Below are 20,304 nucleotides of genomic sequence, written 5' to 3'. Positions count from 1 at the left end.
TTATAAGCCTTGGTCTAATTCCATTGGTATGCTTGGTGGAATAATGATGTCTTATTCACTATACTTCTGATATTTCTGATAAAACATATAACTGATTAGGATAAAGACGATGGGGATGAAAAAGGCTTGGAGGGCAATAGCTTTTGTGGTTTGTAAGCTTTGGTCCTGATTTGGGAGGTAGTGGGCTAGTGCTAGTCCATAGCCAAGGCCGAAGCTGGCGATGGCATTGGCGAATTTCGAAACCAGGAGTTTTGCGGAGGTAAGTAGGGCTGGGTTGAAATAGCCACTCTCTTTGTGGTGGATGCCGATGGTATTGGCTAATTCTGCCGTGGCTGAGACTAAAAACAAGCCGGAACCAAACTGTTTCGCGCTAGCCATGAGGAACATCATAAAACTGTTGTTGGGCATTGTCTGACCTATACTGTATAACCCGAGCATTCCAATGATACTAAGAAATGAAGAAAGGAGAAAAATGGTCTTTTTAGTCATTGAGCGCCTTAGGATGCTGTAAGAGAAGGAGCCTAGCATTTGGGCGAGAATGGTGAAGGCGTAGAGGGAGAAGAATTTTTCCTGTTTGATGCTGTAGATGAAATAGTAAATATTGTAGGCATTCATCCACTCGAAGGACAGTTGGAAAAAGAAAAAGTAAAGAACGTATTTGAAGAAAATACGGCTTTTTTTGATAATTTTGAGATTTTCTAATAGTGTAAAGGACTTTTGATTGCGACTTGATATGGCTGAACTTTCAGGTAGGAATTCGAAGGTTAGGCCTGTGATGATACAGACGAAGACTGCTAAATAAAGGGATAAGCGGTTAAAGCCTAAGTTGAGGTTGTCTGGGCCTAAATAATGAAGTAAGGGCAAAACGGAACTGAAGCAAATGAGGGCCGCAAAACTTGTTAGTATTGTCGCTGCGCTGGACAGTTGGCTGCGACTTTTATCGGAATCTGAAAGGATTGGCAATAGCGACCAATAACTGATGTCCATGATTGTGAAAAGTGATCCCAGAAGGAAGTAGAGCAGGCATGTTAAAGGGATTAAGAGTTTTGTTCCAAAATTAGCATTAAGTGAAAAAATACCTAAAAATAATAAGAAGGCTAGTGAAAAGGCCACGATGAACCAATTTTTCAAACTATTCCGACTGTTCTCTAAAAAATTAGCCACTAGAATGTCAAAAAAAGCATCGAAAATGCGACCTGCGAAAAGGATACTACCAACAAGTATGGGCGATAATCTAATGGCATCGGTGAGGAAGAGCATAATCATCCCGCTAAAAAAATACATCATTAAATCTTTGGAAAATCCAAGACTAGCATAGGCTACAATTTCTTTTCTGGTCATCTCAATACTCTCTCAATTTGATTAGTTATATGATAATATAATTTCTCATATTTGGCGATAGCAAATAACATTAATTTGAGATTTACCTGTACATTTCAGATAATTGACTAATTCTATAAAGCTAAAAAGGCACTCACTGATTTCATTTAGTAAGTGCCTTTTGCTTTAATTATTCGAATTATCTTCTTGATAATACTCTAAGATACGCTTGGCTTGTCTGGTTAGGTAATCAATCATGACTTGCGGTCTCTTAACTCGGACCATATCACCCTGCATCAGTAACCACATTTTAACGCCATAGCCATCATTGGTGACCACTTGAAAACTGGTGATACCGTTTTCTTGCTTGACAATTTTAGCATTTGGGAAGCGATCCATGACATAGGCTGGTTCATAAAGGAAATCAAATTCCAAAGTGATTTTTTTCCCGTAAAATGGCAATTGGCCTGTCGTATTTTGAAGGATACCTGTTTGAATGCGGTCACGGTAAGTCACGTTGGTTTTAAAGTCACGAGGCCGATGAATCAGCTGCAAATTTTTCATGTTGTTAATTCTAAATTTGCTTAAAAAATCCAAATCATCATCATCAATGGCCATGTGGTTGTTACTAGACATAAAGAAATAAAGGTCTTTAAAGAAAATGGACGTTGGCTTTTGATTGAAAGTCTTAGTCACAAAATTCTTGGTATAGGTAAAGGAAACAAGGTAATCTTCCTTAATAGCCTTGAAAATAATAGCTAATTTATCCAGCAAAGCCATTTCATCTTCAGTTTCACCAGCTTTTGGCACCCCATTATAGTACTCTTTTTCATTAAGGATTATTGGTAAAATGTCCTTTGAAAATTCAGAAAATGAGAGTATCTTTTCAATCATCTTTGTCATAGCGTCTTTCTCAAGAGCTCTGCTTGATAAGAGGATTTTCACCAAAGCTAAAATTTCCATCTTCGAGAATACACGTCCAGCGTGACCTTCAGTAAAGGGATTATTTTGCAAAATGTATTTTCCCTTATGACTTTTATCAATGTAGGGAAGGGCATTCTCATCTAATTCCACTAAGTTTGTGGCAAATTCGTCTAGTGCTTTGTCAATATGTGCTATGTCTCTCTGCACAGTTTTTGCAGTAGTATTATATTCAAGGATTAAATCTTGTTTTACGAGGACTTTACCCTGTAGCAATCTGAAAAAGGTTAATAAAATACGACTTTGACTATCCATTATGGCCTCCTTTGAATGGCCTCATTATAGCACAAAAAGTGGACTGAATATGTCCACATAGACAAACAACAAAAAAATTCGAAAAATTTTTTAAAATCAAAAAAATTATCTGCGTTAATTATTGTGGACAAAATAAGACCAGATGAAAACTATAATCATAGCATAAGGTGTACATTACCATACCAAATCCAAGAATTAGAGGTGAAAAAATTTCAAAGATTCATTTCATTTATATTATTTTAGAGTAAGTGAGAATTTACTATCGTCCAAAAGCTATTTGATTATGGCATTTGGTTCTAGTATTAAAAAAGAAATGGCATAGAAAGTTTAGAGGTTTTGTAACTTGTAGACTTTCTTACACAACAGTTCTAAGAAATTATTTGGATTTTGTAGTTTATAAAAAGGAGAAGGTGACAAAATAGAGTTGATTAAATGATTAGGGTGTCGATTGTAACTACATAAAGGAGAGAAAGATGAATAAAATTATCAAAATAGAAAACCATATCACTTATATCGGAAATGAACACGGTGAATTTACAGAAATTCCAATTGAAAATTTTGGCTTTGACCCGCATGTTGGAGATTACGTTGAATTTCATAAAAATGGAGAAGATTTTATTGTTTCAAAAATTAATCCGGTTGATCGTCTAACTGGGGGAAAATCAAGTAAATCAAAAGTTGTTGCTGGTATATTAGCTCTATTTCTTGGAAGCTTAGGAATTCATTGGTTTTATCTAGGCTTTACAACCAGAGCTATTATTCGTTTAATAATTTGGTTAATCGTTTTTTGGACTGGTTTTGGCTTTGTCATAATGGCTATCTGGGCTCTTGTGGATGGCATCTTACTTTTAACTGCGAAAGAAGGGTCGAAATGGCATAAAGATAGTGCAGGTCTGGAACTCACAGATTAAAAAAATGATACTTTTTAAAGTTTATTTTTATCAAAAAAAACTTTGTAAAGCGCTTTTTATGTTATAATAGTATTAAATTATGAAACAATTATTATTTGGTTTTGAAGGAGAAACGGTATGAACAAGGAAGACTGGTTAGAATATTTTGAAGCAATTAATGAAAGACAACCGACGGCAGAAGAAATTAGTCAAGCATTAAGAAATGGTGATTTCCAAGACTATCAAGTGAGGGATATTCCTCATGCACAGGAAAAAGTGCAAGAAATTTATGATCCTATTGAAGAAGATCACATGGAGCGTCAACCGATTCCTGAGTCTCAAAACAATTACTATCAAGAAGCCAGTCAACCAATTTCTAGCCCTCCTTCAAGCCAATCCAATTCCATGGCAAATGTCGATAACTTAAAAGTTGGAGGCAAAAACTATCTGGCTTGGTTCTTAGACAATTTAAAGAATCCTCAAGCACGCGCCAAGGATTCTCAATTTATTTTTGGACTGATTAGTCTTTTAGCATCAGGACTTTTCTTTGCTTGGGCAATTGTCAATTATTTTAGTCGAATATTGATGTCTGTCGCAAATATGACATTTGATGGTAAAAGTTTAGAATCTCTTTTCCCAGACGGCTACGCAAGAGTTAAAAACATTATTGCCAGTCAATTTGGTTTTGGTAAGATTTTTTACTTAGCTATAATTATTTCTGTTATTTATTTTATCAGCATTTTTATTCCTTATGTCATCAATAATATGTCTAATAAAAAAGGTGACTTTAAAGACGAAATGGGTCGCATGATGTCTTTCACCCCATTACTTCTTATCATTAACTTGCTTGCTTTCTTGTCTACCTTCCTAGTCAATAATCGCTTAGATGTATCAGTAGATATCTATGATAAAGTCTTTAGTATCTTTACGGAATTTACCAGCAATGCTTTTCAAGCCATTACAGATACCATTGATTTATTAAAAGAAATTCCAGGACTTGCCAGCATTAAGTCAGTTTTCATATACTTACTAATTCTTGCGATTCTGGGCTTGTTAGTAATTTTTGTAAATATTATCAAAAATATTAATGGTAGTGTGGGCCTTGCCAATGCCTTCTATATGACCATTGCTGCCATTATTGTCCTATCACTTATTATCTTCTTTGCCGATAAGATGATTGTTAAAGCAATCATTGATTCCTTCGTTGCAATGAAATCAATTGTAAGTTAAGGAGCACTATATGGCAACACAAGAAAATTGGATTACATTATTTGAAAAAGTTATTGGTCGCCAACCAGATCAAAATGAAATTGCTTTAGGTTTGGATTCGGGTTTTTCACCTTCAAAAATTAAAGCCATTGCAGCTATGACTGACAATGACGTCATCTCTGAAGAAATGGTTTTTGAAAGTTTTGGTGTTGCTGAATCAGACTTTAGTGACTCTAGTCTTTCTTCCGATTTGGAAAATAGCCAGGGGCTTGAAGACGAACAATTCTATGATGTCTATGAAGAATCTCCAGAACAAGTTCCCTATCAGGCAGCTGCCATGGAAGAATCAGTTGATCCTGAGAAATCTGTTTCCGTCTATGATGTGGCTGAAGGGCCTATGGCGATTGACCCAAATCCTATGGAAATGACTAATAGTGGGCATGAAGCCCTTGTTTCAAATCCTCAATCTAATGATTTTCAGATGATCAGCAAAGGTAATCCTGAGAAGTCAGATAAGCAAATTTGGGTGGAAGCCTTTGAGCGTTATTTAGGACGCAAACCTAATCCTGATGAATTTATCATTGGAAAAAATCAGGATTTTGATTTGACCTCGATTAATCTATTTCTAAAAAATGCAAAAAAAGTTCCTAAGGCGACCTCTTCTGTTAAGCGTGATAAGAAAACAACCTTGATTTACGCCTTAATTGGTGCTCTTTGTATTGGTGGTTTAGCCTACTACATGACTTATCAAAAATTCTTTTCACGTCAGGCTGTGATGGATAAATACATCAGTTTAGCAACTCAAGATGGTAAGAAAGCCATGGAATATCAAGTCTGGTCCGACACATATAAATCGATTAAGAGCTCTGAATTAAAATACACAGACATGGACGCTATCTATTATCCAAAAACCAGTTCTAAATTATGGGGCAATGATGGGATGCGTAAGGTTGGTCAGAAATACTTGATTTTCCCAGACTGGAAAGTTTTGATTCATCCGGTAAATGCCACAGTCAACTCCAATACAAAAGGTTTGGATTTAGAAGTCAATGGTAAAAAATGGACCAAGACTGATTCTAATACCTTTTCTAAAAAATTGATGCATCTTTACCCTGGAGATTATGACTTTAAAGCAAGTGGTAAAGTTAATAACCAAGATATTAGTATTTCCAATCAAGAATCCCTCGAAGATTCTAAGAAAGTAAACCTTAATGTTTCTTACCTTTCCTTCACCGTGAAAAGTAACATTCAAGATGGTGAGCTTTATATGGGGTCTAGTAAATTAGGTAAATTGACTAACGGTGAAGCCAGCATTTCTAAAGCTGCTGTTAACAAAAGCTCTACTTTGTATGTCAAGAAATCCTTTAAAGATGGGTCAAGCGTTAAATCAAATACGCAAAAGGTGTCAACCTTAATGGATGACGACACAGTAACCTTGGATAGTGATTCTGTATTAACCCGTGATACTGCCGATAGTTTGCTTGAGGCTGCTTATGGCATGCTCCAATCTTATAGTTATGACAATACCAACCCAAATGGACTTGATAGTATCTTTGTGAATGGCAATAAAAATAACTTTTATGCTGATGTGGTTAACATGATCGATACCAATACCATCAATGCCAAGAATCGTAGTGCTGATTCTATCAGTTTTTCAGAAGTAGATGTTAATAATGTGGTGCAGACAGGTGCTAGAACCTATACTGCTGATTTCACAGTCCTTTATGACTTCTATTATGGTTATGATTCTAAACATAGATCTTCTGGCGACATTAAACAAAAAATGTCTTGGTCAGTCATTATCGAATACAAACCTGGTAGCAATAATGAAGACTACTATGGAGGTTATTCAAACTTTATGATTTCCGGTAAAAATGGGGAATCAAAAGCATTGTCAACAGAAAATACAGTTGAATAATAGTCAGGCTTTGCTATTTTTAGCATAGCCTAGTTTTGGTTAGGAGAGAAATGAGAAAAAAAGCATTAGGAATCGATTTAGGAACAACCAATTCGGCCATGGCCATGGTTAAGGACAATAAAGCGCAAATTATCCCTATTGGCGCTAATGATGAGTCTGTTTTAAGGTCTGCCATCTATTTTTCCAATATATCTGGTAAAAATCGTGTATCGATAGGTTTAGACGCGATCAATCGTGGGACAAAAGTTGGTAAAATCGAGTATTTCAAACATGATTTCAAACGTGATATTGCCAAGTCAGTCGAAAGTGAAGCGCCAAATCATGTTCGGGTAAACTCGGTTATTTTGTCTGCCTTGATTTTAAATGAATTTAAAAAACGGGCAGAAATTGTCGCTCGAGAATTAGGGCAAGATGATTTAAAAGATGTGGTTATTACAGTACCAGCCTATTTTACGTCGGATCAGCGCAAAGCCACTAAAGATGCCGGTAAAATTGCTGGCTTCAACGTTTTACGAATTATTAACGAACCAACTGCCGCAGCCATTTCATATGCCCATGAGAAAAACATCTCGGGTAATGTTCTGGTTTACGATTTAGGTGGTGGAACTTTTGATGTTACCATTATGCATGTTGCGGATCATCATTATGATATATTAGCGACTGATGGCAACCATCGTCTGGGTGGCTTGGACTTTGACAAACGACTAGTAAATCTCATCAAACAAAAACTGGAAAATCAAGGATTAAATATGACCAGTTTGACAACAAAAGAAGAGATTCAATTACGCTACCAAGCGGAGAAAATCAAAATCGCTCTTTCGGTTCATCAATCAACCTACTATGAGCATTTTTCGGATAATGGCGATTTCGAAGTGGAAATCACCCAAAAAGATTTTGCCCTCGCTATTCAGGATTTAGTTAAAGATACACAACTAAAAATTGAAAGTACCTTGTTAGAGTCAAAATTAAGATGGGCAGACATTGATCATATTTTATTGGTTGGTGGCTCAACGCGTATGCCAATTGTTCGTCAAATGATTGAGTCAATTAGTGGCAAAATGCCCCACTATGAGATCAATCCAGATACCATTGTTGCTGAAGGTGCTAGTATCATTGCTGATTTGATTGTCAATGATCAAGTTAGCTTTAGAGAACAACAAAATGGTTTAGATACCAATGATAATAAGGTTGTTGTTCGAGACGTGACCTCACAAGGTATTGGTATGCTATTTAGAAAAGTACCTGGACGACAATATGATTTTGTTGGAGATTTTGTGAATAGCGTTCTTGTTCCAAGAAATACACAAATTCCGGTTACAGTAACAAAGGATCTTTATGCCTTTGTTGATGGGCAACCCAATTTCCAATTGAAATTAACAGAAGGTAATTATGCCAATCCAATCAATGTTCAACAGATATTGAAGCGCGTGGTTTACCTATCAACGCCTCGTCAAAAAGGTGAAAAATTAGCCAGTGTTCACTTAACTTTTGATGAGGAACAGATGATTCATATTTCAATTTTTGATAGTTTGACAAACACTTTGTTAGACGAATTCGAAATTAATGCTCAGTCAAATACTGAGAAGCAAGCCGTTGAAGATGACTTAGAGGAGTTAAAAGCAATTTTTAACCAATTTGTACTATGATAGATTATTACCAAGGAATAGAGACGGAGACAGGCGAAGAAATTGCCTATCTCCAAGATGTTGCAAAATTACTAAGTGTTCAAGACACGACAACAGAGATATATCACAAACTGACTCGCTTATCAGAAGAATTAGCTGATCGAGAAAATTTGGGTCAGTTTGATGTCAATAGTGCCAAACTAAGTCAGGAATTAAATCTCCTCAAAAAAATATTTTTTGATGATACAACAAGAAACAAGTATGATAAAGCCTTAATTGATACTCTGAATCAGACAAAGTATCAAGATGTCATGGAAGAACCCTTGACGACTAGTCGTTCTCAAGCAAGTATTAGAGAGCAAAGTCGAAATAGAAAGCTTAATCAAAAATTTAATCTCTCCTGGCAAAAACTCTTAGTTCAGGCCTTAATCTTAATTATTATTATCAGTATGTCGATTTTTATGAATATCAAAATGAGTCTTCTGGTGATAATATTACTGGTCTTGCTTGTTTTTGGGCTTTTGTTTTCAAATTAAAGGGAAATTATGGATCAACATCAATTAGTATATAAGCATATCTGTTTTAAATATAAGGGCAATAAAGATCTCCTTTTCTACAATTTGGATGTTACCATTCAAACTGGTGAACTGGTTGGTATTTTAGGCACTTCAGGTTCAGGAAAAACAACCTTGACAGAAATTTTACTGGATAAACTATCACCAACTTGTGATGATTTTCAGATTTATGAAGATGGACAAGTTATTAAAGGCGATCAAAATCGTTGGAGTTATGTCCCACAAAAGAATTTATTAAGGGACTTTTTGACCATCTCCCAAACGTTTACTTTTTATGCAGATATTCACTTACCTGGTGAAAGTAAGGGTGAAAAAGAATTTCAAATCTCGCAAATTTTACATGATTTAGGACTCTGGAGTCTAAAAGACAAAAAAATTTCCCAGTTAAGTGGGGGCCAACAAAGACGGGTTAGCATTGGAGTAGAGCTTTTAAGTAAATCAAGGTACTTTATTTTAGACGAACCTTCAAGTGGCTTAGATGCTCTAAGTGATCGGAATCTTTTAAGGACATTGAAGATTTTAGCGAAATCAAGAAATAAGGCCATCATCGTTATTACCCATAATACTGAGAATTTAAATATTCTTGATAAAATCATCTTCTTATCACAAGGCTTACCAAAATTTGTCGGAAGTTTTCCAGAGCTCTTAAAAGAATTCAAAACAACGGATGACTATACCATCAGTAAGTTCTTAGATATGAATATTGCAGAAGTCTATCAGGAGTTATTGGCTTCTGGAAAAATTTATAAAATATAGGAGTCACTATGGACGCTTCCCTTAAGTTAAATTGGTATAAATTTAAAGCAGGATATTGGGATTTTATCAAAGTTTTATTTGGCATTCTTCTTTTTGAAGTTTTAATTTTATTTATTCAAAATGATGGTTTTCTAGAAGACTTTGAAACCAGCCGTATGACCCTTTTCTTACTTCTATTTTCTGCCAGCTTATTAATTTTAGTTCAAAACAGCATATATATCAGTAAAGAGTATGCCATCCTAGAAAGAGATTTTTTCTCGGGGTTAAATCGTCTTTGGTATGGTTTAACATCACTTGTTTTTGGATTTATCTTTGCCTTATTAGAAACAATCTTTTTCTTATTTAGTTTCCAAATTCTCCTTTGGTTTTTTGAAAAAGATTTGCCAAAGCATGGTTCTTTTTTTCAAAATATCAATTTTGAATTATTCCTTACCGTATTACTGCTATTTATTGCAGCACACTTTATCGCTTTAGTAGTTTCAGTGATTTCACGCGAAAGCGTCATTAGTTCCATCATTTTATCGGTGGTGATTGGTATTGCCCAATTTTCCTTATCGGGAACAATTCTCCAATTGCCTAAATCAATCAAACAATTTTCAAATCTGGTTTTTTTAGGCTATGGGCACAAGTTATTTGGTATGTCGGCTAAAATTAGAAAATTGCCTTCGATTTTAGAAAAATTTCATGTTCCAGTGAATCCGAGCCAGTTAAAACAGTTTAAAATCAGCGATCAGCTCTTTGTTCATCACTGGTTAGCATTATTAGCTCATATCGTCGTTTACGCATTACTTTTTATTATTATTTTACAATTTAGGAGGAGAAAACAATGACACAAGAAGAATGGTTGATGGACTTTCAAATCATGAACGGAAGAAAACCAACGGAAGCTGAATTAGCTCAAGCAGCAAAAAATGGTTTCAAAAAACAGTCAGGTAAATTTAATCTGACAGATTCCCAAAACTTAATGAAAATTGCGGCAGGTTTAGCAGTAGCTATTTTTGGTTATGTTGTTGGCTATTTATTCATGTAAGAAAAGAGTGAGATAATGAAAGATAAGAAATTTATTGCCAGTTTATTGATTATATTTTTAATTTTTTCTGTAACTGGAAAGTACACCAAGGACCGTTCCAAGTTAAGTTCTAACTATGTTTATGCAACAACGGTTAAAGACCCTAAGACAGGTAAAGAATTCCAATATGAAGTTCAGATGGTTGCTGATGATAAGGTTAAAGTTGCCAAAACAAATGTGGAAACTGGTCAAAAAGTCTATGAAGAGGTTTATCAGGGATCTGCAACAAGAGTTCAAATTTCCGTAAACTTACCGAAAGATCAAACTCAATTGGTGGTAAAACGTAATGATAATCCAATGCCGTTAGTGAAACCAACTAGTAAGGTTGAGGTCAAATCGAAGAAGTATGTGCAAATTCCAAAAACAACTGCCACAATTCCAGTTGCTAAAAAGACAGAACTAGTCTCATCTTCATCAACTTCTAGTTCCACTTCAAAAGAATCGTCAAGTAGTCAAAGTGAAACGAAAGCTTCTACTAGTGATTCTTCTAAGAAATCTGAAGACAAATCAACAAGCCAAACAAGTAAATCAACAAGTTCAAGCACAGAATCAAGTTCAAGTTCTACGGTGGCTTCATCATCAGCAAGTAAGATGGAAGCTGGTCCTGGAGCTAGCCAAACAGAAGCCTTACCTGTACAAGCTTTCACTAAAGAAGAATCTGAAACCATTATCTCAGAATTTGGTAAATGGCTTTCTGAGAGTGACTATGGTAAGGATGCCATCGTCGTTAGAAATAAAGTTGATGGTGTTTGTCATTTTGGTGCTTCCAATACTGTCTTCACTTCTGCTAAAACAATTGATGGTAAGCTCTTAACTAGACTCTTAGGTAAAGTTGAAGGTGACATATCTGAGGATGTCAATGGTATGATTGACGGTGAAAAAGCTAGTAGTGAAGAATTAATAGCTCATAAAGATTCTTTCGATTTAGCCCTTCTTGGTCTTGACCTAGAAAGTACTGATGCCGCAGATTACCAATCTGAAGGTGCCTTCAGAATCTACTCATTGAAGAAAGCAAAACAAGCTTATTACACTAGTCAAAATGATGAGTTTACTAAAGAAGTAACTCCAGCAGTACCGGATAAAGAAAATGTTGGTGCTAAAAATGATGGTTATGATTATTACTATGACCAAGTGGTTGATCAAACCAAAGATAGTTATCAAATCCTATTAGCTAATAATGGAAGAGTCTATTTTGTGAAAAATTACTGGATTGGTGAGGACCGTAAAGTCGAACGTGACTACCAATTAGCAAATGATGATATCCAAAAAGCCTATCAAACCATCATCAAAAAATATAAAAAGACAAGTGACTCAAGCTCTTCAACTAGCAGTTCATCAACAGAAGATGAAACCTCTACAAGCAAGACGGAAGCAACAACTGGCTCAAAAACTATGAACATTGAAGAAATGAAAAATGGGAACTTCTCATCTGTTGCTGGTGTTTGGAAGAGTTCAAGAACAACAATGACCATTGATGCTTCTGGTAATGTTACTTATACACCAAGCACATCAGGTTTTACTCAATATATTGATATTAAATATGCCAAGATTGAGGATGGAGTCTTAAATGCTGCTATTACATCACCAGAAGCTATGGCATCTGGTACGGTTCCATTTATCTTTATTCCGGCAGGAGTTGAGATCCCAACAATGGCATTTGTTGACGGAGAAGTTGATAAGACTGATAAAAGTAAGGACCGCTTCTTTGGAACTCAAAGTAAAATGACAAGTGATGGCTTAAATCAAGAAATCTTCTATCGAGCTGAATAAGCATCTATACTAGATTCTTAAAAGTTTCAGCAAAATTAGGTAGGAAAATGAAAAATAAAAACTATTTACTAGCATTATTGTTGCTTTTCTTTCTAGGCTTATTTTATGGTAGTTTTATCTCAAAAAATGCTTTAAAAGATACAAGAATGCAATATGCAACCACTTTAATTGAAAATAAAAGTGGCAAAGAAGTGACCTTTTATGTTCAACGATATGACGATAAAACCTTCCAAGTAACCAATTCTCAAGGAATGGTTTATATCAGTAAATTAGACAAGGCCTTGGCCGATGAGAACACTTTAACGATTGAACTTCCAGGTCATATTGGGAAGTTTAGTCTTCAAGGCTCCATTCTACCTTGGGGACAAGCAAATTTAAGTTTAATTAGGTCTGATCTTTATAGTCAGAAGGAAAATTCATCCGAGAATCAGCAAGTGGCTCAAATTCATAACCTAAAAGAAAGTAACCTTTCTAGTGAAGACACTGGAAAAAACTTGAAGACCTTAAAGCTCAATCTAACCAAACAAAATATAGAATCCATTATTTCTGACTTTGGTAAATGGTTATTCTTTAGTAGTTATGCTGAAGAAGCAATCGTAGTAAGAGAACCTTTTGACCAATACCGTCTTCCAAGTCTTGAAAATAATCAGGCCCTTGAAGTGACGACAAAAAATTACAATATATTAACAAGAATAATTGGAAATCAAGAAAGTCAAATTGAAGATATAAAAGCTGAAAAAGCCTATAATTTAACTCTGTTGGGTAATAATTTAGCTAGCAGCTCTATTGATGACTTCCAATCTTCGGCTAGCTTCAGACTTTACCATCTGCCAACAAAAGTCCATAAATACTATGCTAATACTGGCTCAGAAGCGGGAGAATTGTTAGGGAATAGTCAAAATTACCAAAACTATTACCAGACTACCGTTGATTCTAAGAAGACAAGTTATCAAATCATTTTGGGGACTAATGGAACAGTCTATTTGCAAGACAAATTCCAGCCAAACACGTCATCTGAACTACCAAAATTCAAAGAAGCACCACAAGATATGCAAGATGCCTATCATAAACTACTTGAAAAATTCTCTAGTGAAAAAGAGCAGTAGATAAGCTTTTCTGCTATACTTACTTTAATAAACTGAATATATCATTGAGGTGCAAGTATGTCTAAAAACTTACTCTTTAGGGCTGATGATTTAGGTTACTCAGAAGCGGTCAATTTTGGTATTGCTAAGACACTGGAATCTGGTTTGGTCAGAAGTCTGGGCGTCATGATCAACATGCCAGCTACCCAGCATGGAATGGATTTGGTCAAGGATTTTGATATTGCCTTGGGTCTCCACACCAACATTTGCGCCGGAAGGCCCTTAACAGATCCTGCCCTGATTCCGTCTTTAGTGGATGAGCATGGCTATTTCAAGAGTTCAAAGCTTTACCGCACAAGTCAAGAGGACTTTCTAGACCTGGATCAGGCGATTTTGGAAATTGAAGCTCAGCTCAGTCGATTCCGTGATTTAACAGGCAAAGACCCGGACTACTTTGAAGGTCACGCTGTCGCCTCTAGGCAATTCTTCAAAGCCTTAGAAATCGTGGCAAGCAAGAATCAGCTCAAGTATTCGGGCATGGCCTTGGAGCAAGAACCCATCCAAGTCGGAGCGTCGCTGGTGGTCTTCTACATGGAATCCATGGCTGCAAACTATGATCCCTTTAAAATGATAGCCAAAATGGCAGCATCTGACCAAGAAGCCATCCCGGTCGGCATCTTTCACCCGGGTTATTTGGATCAAGAAATTCTAATCAACTCCACCCTAACCCTGCCCCGGCCACTAGAGGTTGCAGTCTTAACCGACCCCAAAACTAAAAATTGGCTTGACGCAAGACAGATTAAATTAATAGACTATCGGGAATTATAAGAAAAAACCCGGCCACATCAAGTGGTCGGGTTTTTTCTTATCCATGACGATCTTTAGTGAAACCATCCGGTCAAATTTATAATACCGCGATATTTATTTGTATCTTTAAGTAGATAGAGCTGTAAGTCAATTAGCTCTTGACAAGGGTTACTTATGAGGTACTGGTCTAAAAATGGAGCCAATCGAACCATTGCTATATCAGGATCGTCACCCATATTTAGGCTGTCAATTGCCTCACTAATAACCTGTTTAAACTGCTTATTTGACTGATAGAGATGTGTCTTTTGAGTTGCAGTTAGAAGACTTAATACTGGTGTGATTTTTTCTTGCTTCACTGAAGTCCTCCTTACTCAAGATATGTGATTTTTATAATTATTATATAATAATTATAAAATTAAGTTAAGTTGTTTTTGCTTGTATTTTAAAATAGCTGAATTGAAAGAAAAACAATTAAGAATCAGTAATATCAGAAATACTTATTGGATAAATTAAATCATGTAGAATTTGTGTAATTTACACAAAAAAATAAAGAAAATAAAAAAATCAGAACATTTTACAAAAATTCAGAAACCGCTTTCTTTTATTGGTAGAATAAGTGTATAAAAAGCAAGGAGAAATAAAATGGATCTTAGACAAGCGACCAGTAGTGATTTGATTTTTTTAGATCAGGAATTCACCAGTAAGGCTGCCATTTTTGAGTTTGTATCTCAAAAATTTGAAGAAAAAGGGATTGTTGAATCCAAAGATTCTTTTTTACAAGCATTAATTGCTAGGGAAGCAGAAGGAGTAACAGGATTTGAAAATGGTCTTGCCATTCCTCATGGTAAATCTTCTACAGTTAAGAAAGCAACTTTTGCCATTGTTAGATTAAGTCAAGCATTGACACCAGAGGCTTATCCATCACTTATCGAAGATAATCGTGTTAGGTTATTATTTATTTTAGCAATTCCAGAAGGTTCAAATGCAGAACATATTAAATTGCTAGCTGAACTATCAGGGAAATTAGCAGATAAAGATGTTGTTAATGCCTTTATGGAAACTAAATCAGTTGATGAAACAATGCATCTATTGGAATTTGGTGAGGGAGAAAAAATTATGGCAAATGAAAAAGGCTTAATTTTGGCTGTAACTGCCTGTGCGGCTGGAGTAGCTCACACTTACATGGCGGCTGAAGCTCTTACGAGAGTGGGTAAAGCTAAAGGTTATGATGTAAAAGTGGAGAAACAAGGAGCTGCAGGCGTAGAAGATATGATTACAGCAGCTGATGTTAAAAATGCAGTTGGTGTTATTCTCGCTCATGATGTTCGTCTGAAAGATGTAGACCGATTTGAGGGCCTACCTGTGATTGATACAAGTGTAGGTGCACCAATTAAAAATGCTGAAAAACTTATTGATGATTTATTACTTCAAAAAGGGAATAAAGTAACACCGATTGCTTCACGTACAGAAGTCCAGGAACAATCTAAAGAATCTAAAGGATTCTGGTCTGATATTTTCGAATCAGGTAAAACTCATTTAATGACGGGTGTTTCATATATGTTACCATTCGTTGTTGCTGGTGGTATGATTCTAACAATTGGCCTATTACTAGGTGGTGGAAAAGTAGATAGTGGCTGGACAAAAACAACCGTTGAAGTCGGCGTAGCAATCTTTGGCTTAATGTATCCTGTATTGGGTGGTTATATTGCCTACTCGATTGCTGACAAACCAGCACTTGTTGTAGGTATGGCAGGTGGTCTCCTTTCCAATACTGTGGGGGCAGGTTACTTAGGTGCCTTACTTGCTGGTTTCCTAGCGGGAGCCATTGTAAAATTAATCAAACGAGTTCCAGTTCCTGAATTTATTAAACCAATTGTACCTTTGGTTATCATTCCACTTGTTGGTTCTGCAGCTATTGCTGTTATTATGTATGGTATTGGTGGTCCTCTCCAAGCTCTTAACAAAGCAATGGAAAATGGACTCTCATCAATGCAAGGTGGAAACTTAGTTCTATTAGGACTTATCATTGGTGCTATGATGGCTGTTGATATGGGTGGTCCAATTAATAAAGCTGCATTTGCTTTCTGTGTTGGAATGATTGGTCAAAAAATCTATGCTCCAATGGCAGCTTGTTGGATTGGGATTATGACTCCTCCAGTTGCACTTGCAATTGCAACAATGATTGCACCGAAAAAATTTACTGAAGCAGAGAAAGCTAGTCGCTTAACAGCAATTATCGGTGGTTTAACGGGTATTACTGAATTCGCTATTCCATTTGCAGTCCGTGATCCTTGGAGAGTTATCCTTTCACTTGTCATTGGTTCAGGTGTTGGTGGGGCGTTAGCCTTAGGATTGGGAGTTAAAGCTTCAATTCCTTCAGGAGGTATCTTTGTGGTTTGGGCATTTGAAAATCCAATTGGTTTCTTAGTGGCTTTCGTAGCAGGTATCTTAACAACTGCACTTACTGTTGTTGCTTTGAAAAAAGAAGTTTAAAAATGACATTCTAATGGAGCTATCAATGGTAGCTTCATTAGCTATTTAAAGGAGAATATCATGAAATTTTCAATCGTTGCTCATACACATTGGGATAGAGAGTGGCATAAAACTTTTGAAAAATATCGCGTTCGCTTGGTTGATTTTTTCGATGATTTAATCGAAACCTTAGAAAATGATTCTGATTTTTCATGTTTTGTGATGGACGGTCAAATGGTCGTTTTTGAAGATTATTTAATCATTGAACCAGAAAATCGGGAAAGCTTAGTAAAACTGATTAAAGAAAATCGGATCATTGTTGGACCTTGGTATACACAGCCTGATGAGTTTGTTCCAAGTGGTGAATCACTTATCCGGAATCTTTTAATTGGTAAAGAATTGGCCAATGCTTTTCATGATGAAATGGAAATTGGTTACCTTCCTGATTCATTTGGGCAATCGGCACAAATTCCTCAATTATTAAATGGATTTGGTTATAATCGTGCACTTTTTTGGCGAGGGATGACTGGTGAAGAAACAGCCTCAGAAAACTTCCTTTGGAAAAGTCAAGATGGTTCACAAGTGGAGACTACTGTACTTAGTCAAGGATATGGTAATGCGCGTGACTTAAGTTTGGATCTTGACAAAAATATTGAAATTATTGAAGAAAATATAGAACTACTATCTAAAACATCACCTTCTGGTCATATTTTGTTAATGTGTGGTTTTGACCAACGCAAAATTAAAAAGCATTTGCCGAAGATTATTTCAGATTTAAATCACCATTATCAAGGCCAACATGAATTTACCTTATCAAGTTTACAAGCCTACCAAGATTTGGTTTTTGAGCATGATGTTAATAAAGAGGTCGTTACAGGTGAATTCCGAAAAGGTAAAAACATGCGCGTCCATGTAGGGATTGGTATGACCCGACCGGATTTAAAACGAAAAAACTATGATGTGCAAACACAACTTTTCAGTCAAACTGAACCATTATCTGCTCTGCGATTTCTAGAAACTGGAAAATATCCAAAAGGGTTAATTGATCATGCTTGTAAATATATGTTGCAAAACCAAGCTCATGATTCCATCTGTTCAGTTTGTACTGATGAGACCCACTTAGAGATGAAAGTTCGCTATGATAAGGCGCTTCAATTAGCATCTGAATTAAATATTCTTGCTTATGAAGATATTTTGGATTTGGATGGAAATAAAGCACTATCATTTGATAAGTTTGCCCTCTTTAATTTAAATGCTCATCAAGATCTTCTTGAAACGACTATTGATATTTACACAAGCCATAAAGAATTCTCTATTTCTTGTTCAGAAAGTCATGATAATCTCCCATTTACTTTGATTTCACAAGAACAATTGAATCTTAATGACACAACAATTGAAATTGGTGGAAAAAATGAGGATATCTATCTTTATAAGAATAGAATTTTCTTAAGCGTTCCAGTTAACGGAATTGGTATCCATTATTTTGATATTTCAGATGCTATTCCAGGAAGTCTAGAGAAGCAAAAAGAAATTTTTAATAATGAAGTTTTTGAAAATGACTTTTTCACATTAAAATTGGAATCTGATGGGACTTTTACATACTTTGATAAAGAGTCAAATGAATCATTTAGCCATCTCAATCGCATCATTGAAAATGGAAATGCTGGTGATGAATATGACTATTCGCCTCCACTAAATGATCAAAATTTCCAAGCAAATCTAGAGAATTGGCAAGTTTTAGTGAATTCGACAGACTTAGCTCAGATGGCAATTAACTATAAATTGGAGGCACCAATTGATAGTGATGTAACGAATCGTAGTGAAGAAACAACGAATATCTCTATACAAACACTTGTGACAGTTACAAGACACTCTAGAAGAATTGATTTTAAAACAAACATTGAGAATACAGTTAAGAATCACCGAATTAGTGTGTCTTTTGCAAATAACAAAAAGACTGAAAAGCATTTTTCAGAACAACAGTTTGGTCTTTTGTGGAGAGAAAATCAAATTGAACGAGCTATAGACTGGGAAGATTGGCAAGAACTTTACTATCCTGTTTATCCACAGCAACGCTTTACAGGATTTGAGAGCCATGGAAGCAATATGATTATTTTGAATAAAGGATTGGTTACTTATGAAATCCCTGAAACTGTAGATAAGGATTCAATCACTATCCCACTCTTAACTTCAACTGATTATATGGGTAAACAAGATTTACTCTATCGACCAGGACGTCGCTCAGGTCTTCATGTCGCAACACCAGACAGTGAGATGATTGGGTCACATGAATTTGAATATGCCTTTTTTGCCGGAGAAATAACGGCTATTGCAAAAGAAGCAGATCGGTATCAACAAGCACCTTTTGCCTCACAAACTATATCATCTCATATTAGTGAAAGAGACTATCTATGTGTAGAGAATTCTGAGCTAAGTATGCATGCTTTGAAAAAGGCAAATACCTTTGATGGCCTAATATTCCGTATCGTAAATGAAGGGCAAGAGAGTCTTAAAAATGCCAAAATTGTTTTTGATAAGGAAATTCTGTCTAATCCTAGATTGGTCAACTTATCTGAGAATGTACTTGAAAGTCAAGAAAATATTTCAGTTACCAATCAACAAATTAGATTAAATGACATTGAACCTAACCAAATTATTAGCATAGCATTTGATAGAAAGTGAGAAATTTTATGAAAGTATCAACGTGTCAAATGACACCGATTACCAGTGATAAAAAAAGCAATATGGAAAAGATGACTCGTTTTATCCAAGAAGCTGCAAGTGAAGGTTCAGATTTAATAGTATTTCCTGAGCTTGTTTTAACTGGCTATAATTGCGGTGATGACTTTTTCAATCAGGCTGAAATAATACCTGGAAAAGCAAGTGACTACTTTGCTGAAATAGCTAAAGAAGAAAATATTTATATCATTTGGGGAATGCCGGAAGAGGGTGCTGAAGGTGTTCTATACAATGCTGCAGTATTAGTAGGACCTGAAGGTTATATAGGTAAATGGCGCAAAAACTATTTACCAGGACATGCAACTGATACGGGTGGTGATGGCGCTTTTCCCGATCGTCGTTTCTTTAAGACTGGACAAGAATTACAAGTGTTCCAAACAAAAATTGGAAAAATTGCTTGCTTAATTTGTTATGATATCTTCTTTCCAGAACTAGCTCGATTAATGACTCTTAAAGGAGCAGATTTACTAGTTGGAATTTCAGGATCGCCAAAATTTGAGAAGGAAATCTTTGAACCGATTGTTAAGGTGAGAGCCATGGAAAATACAATTCCATTCCTTTATACAAACCTAGTCGGAAAAGAAGGAGCAACAGAATACTGGGGTGGTTCATGCGTTTATGAAGCTGGGGATGTAGAACTTAAGGTACCTGGCTATCCAATGATATCGAAATCTAGTTATGATAAAGAAGAAATTCAAACAGTTGCCATAAATATGGATAAAAAGGGCATTCGTCAATTTTTCCCGGTTTTACGTGATTTAGATGAAAAAGTCTATTTACAACTATTAAATACGGTAAAAAACTATTAACGACTTGTCATATGATATAATTTC

The 20,304-nt window shown here is 35.7% G+C and carries 17 protein-coding genes; 14 read left to right on the top strand and 3 right to left on the bottom strand.

Annotated features, from left to right (window positions below; genetic code table 11):
- Positions 1-51: 51 nt before the first annotated feature.
- On the bottom strand, positions 52-1,341 hold the full coding sequence (locus A9Q68_RS06895; RefSeq protein ID WP_071793953.1) for an MFS transporter: 1,290 nt from the start codon (positions 1,339-1,341) through the stop codon (positions 52-54).
- Between the two features lie 165 nt (positions 1,342-1,506).
- Positions 1,507-2,556, bottom strand: a complete 1,050-nt coding sequence (locus A9Q68_RS06890; protein ID WP_071793952.1) for a helix-turn-helix transcriptional regulator — start codon at positions 2,554-2,556, stop codon at positions 1,507-1,509.
- A gap of 473 nt (positions 2,557-3,029) precedes the next feature.
- Between A9Q68_RS06890 and A9Q68_RS06885 the strand changes: the two genes are divergently transcribed.
- The 11 genes from A9Q68_RS06885 (at position 3,030) to A9Q68_RS06835 (ending at position 14,281) form a co-directional block, all read left to right on the top strand.
- Complete coding sequence (locus A9Q68_RS06885; RefSeq protein ID WP_071793951.1) at positions 3,030-3,467, top strand: TM2 domain-containing protein; 438 nt, start codon at positions 3,030-3,032, stop codon at positions 3,465-3,467.
- Between the two features lie 117 nt (positions 3,468-3,584).
- Positions 3,585-4,676: a hypothetical protein gene (locus A9Q68_RS06880; RefSeq protein WP_071793950.1), complete on the top strand. Its 1,092-nt coding sequence runs from the start codon at positions 3,585-3,587 to the stop codon at positions 4,674-4,676.
- A 10-nt stretch (positions 4,677-4,686) separates the two neighbouring features.
- Positions 4,687-6,573 (top strand): zinc ribbon domain-containing protein, encoded by a 1,887-nt coding sequence (locus A9Q68_RS06875; protein WP_071793949.1) that lies wholly within the window; start codon positions 4,687-4,689, stop codon positions 6,571-6,573.
- Positions 6,574-6,623: 50 nt separating this feature from the next.
- Positions 6,624-8,219: an Hsp70 family protein gene (locus A9Q68_RS06870; RefSeq protein ID WP_071793948.1), complete on the top strand. Its 1,596-nt coding sequence runs from the start codon at positions 6,624-6,626 to the stop codon at positions 8,217-8,219.
- Positions 8,216-8,734 (top strand): hypothetical protein, encoded by a 519-nt coding sequence (locus A9Q68_RS06865; RefSeq protein ID WP_071793947.1) that lies wholly within the window; start codon positions 8,216-8,218, stop codon positions 8,732-8,734. Before A9Q68_RS06870 ends, A9Q68_RS06865 begins: the two co-directional genes overlap by 4 nt.
- Before the next feature lie 9 nt (positions 8,735-8,743).
- Positions 8,744-9,529 carry an ATP-binding cassette domain-containing protein gene (locus A9Q68_RS06860; RefSeq protein ID WP_071520120.1) on the top strand — a complete coding sequence of 262 codons (786 nt, stop codon included), beginning with the start codon at positions 8,744-8,746 and terminating at the stop codon, positions 9,527-9,529.
- Positions 9,530-9,537: 8 nt separating this feature from the next.
- Positions 9,538-10,359 (top strand): serine/threonine protein kinase, encoded by an 822-nt coding sequence (locus A9Q68_RS06855; protein WP_071793946.1) that lies wholly within the window; start codon positions 9,538-9,540, stop codon positions 10,357-10,359.
- Positions 10,356-10,559, top strand: coding sequence for a hypothetical protein (locus tag A9Q68_RS06850; protein WP_071520122.1), 204 nt, complete (start codon positions 10,356-10,358; stop codon positions 10,557-10,559). Before A9Q68_RS06855 ends, A9Q68_RS06850 begins: the two co-directional genes overlap by 4 nt.
- 15 nt (positions 10,560-10,574) lie before the next feature.
- Entirely contained in the window at positions 10,575-12,368 is a 1,794-nt protein-coding gene (locus A9Q68_RS06845; protein ID WP_071793945.1) for a DUF6287 domain-containing protein, read from the top strand.
- 47 nt (positions 12,369-12,415) lie between these two features.
- The gene (locus A9Q68_RS06840; protein WP_071793944.1) at positions 12,416-13,474 is read left to right on the top strand and encodes a hypothetical protein; all 1,059 of its coding nucleotides are present in this window, start codon (positions 12,416-12,418) and stop codon (positions 13,472-13,474) included.
- Positions 13,475-13,531: 57 nt separating this feature from the next.
- Positions 13,532-14,281: a ChbG/HpnK family deacetylase gene (locus tag A9Q68_RS06835; protein ID WP_071793943.1), complete on the top strand. Its 750-nt coding sequence runs from the start codon at positions 13,532-13,534 to the stop codon at positions 14,279-14,281.
- 53 nt (positions 14,282-14,334) lie between these two features.
- Here A9Q68_RS06835 and A9Q68_RS06830 read toward each other — a convergent pair whose 3' ends face one another.
- On the bottom strand, positions 14,335-14,616 hold the full coding sequence (locus A9Q68_RS06830; RefSeq protein WP_071793942.1) for a hypothetical protein: 282 nt from the start codon (positions 14,614-14,616) through the stop codon (positions 14,335-14,337).
- Positions 14,617-14,902: 286 nt separating this feature from the next.
- Here A9Q68_RS06830 and A9Q68_RS06825 point away from each other — a divergent pair, with 286 nt between their 5' ends.
- From A9Q68_RS06825 to A9Q68_RS06815, 3 genes are read left to right on the top strand one after another with little or no spacing between them, the layout of a single operon-like run.
- On the top strand, positions 14,903-16,753 hold the full coding sequence (locus A9Q68_RS06825; protein ID WP_071793941.1) for a PTS fructose transporter subunit IIABC: 1,851 nt from the start codon (positions 14,903-14,905) through the stop codon (positions 16,751-16,753).
- A gap of 60 nt (positions 16,754-16,813) precedes the next feature.
- Positions 16,814-19,414: a glycoside hydrolase family 38 N-terminal domain-containing protein gene (locus A9Q68_RS06820; RefSeq protein WP_071793940.1), complete on the top strand. Its 2,601-nt coding sequence runs from the start codon at positions 16,814-16,816 to the stop codon at positions 19,412-19,414.
- Positions 19,415-19,422: 8 nt separating this feature from the next.
- A complete protein-coding gene (locus tag A9Q68_RS06815) occupies positions 19,423-20,280 on the top strand; it encodes a carbon-nitrogen hydrolase family protein (RefSeq protein ID WP_071793939.1) in 858 nt (285 codons plus the stop codon).
- The last annotated feature ends 24 nt before the right edge of the window (positions 20,281-20,304 follow it).

It is taken from the genome of Streptococcus bovimastitidis, assembly GCF_001885095.1.
GTDB lineage: Bacteria > Bacillota > Bacilli > Lactobacillales > Streptococcaceae > Streptococcus > Streptococcus bovimastitidis.
The sequence above is the reverse complement of the archived record's forward strand: the minus strand, read 5'-3'. Positions and strand labels throughout refer to the sequence as shown.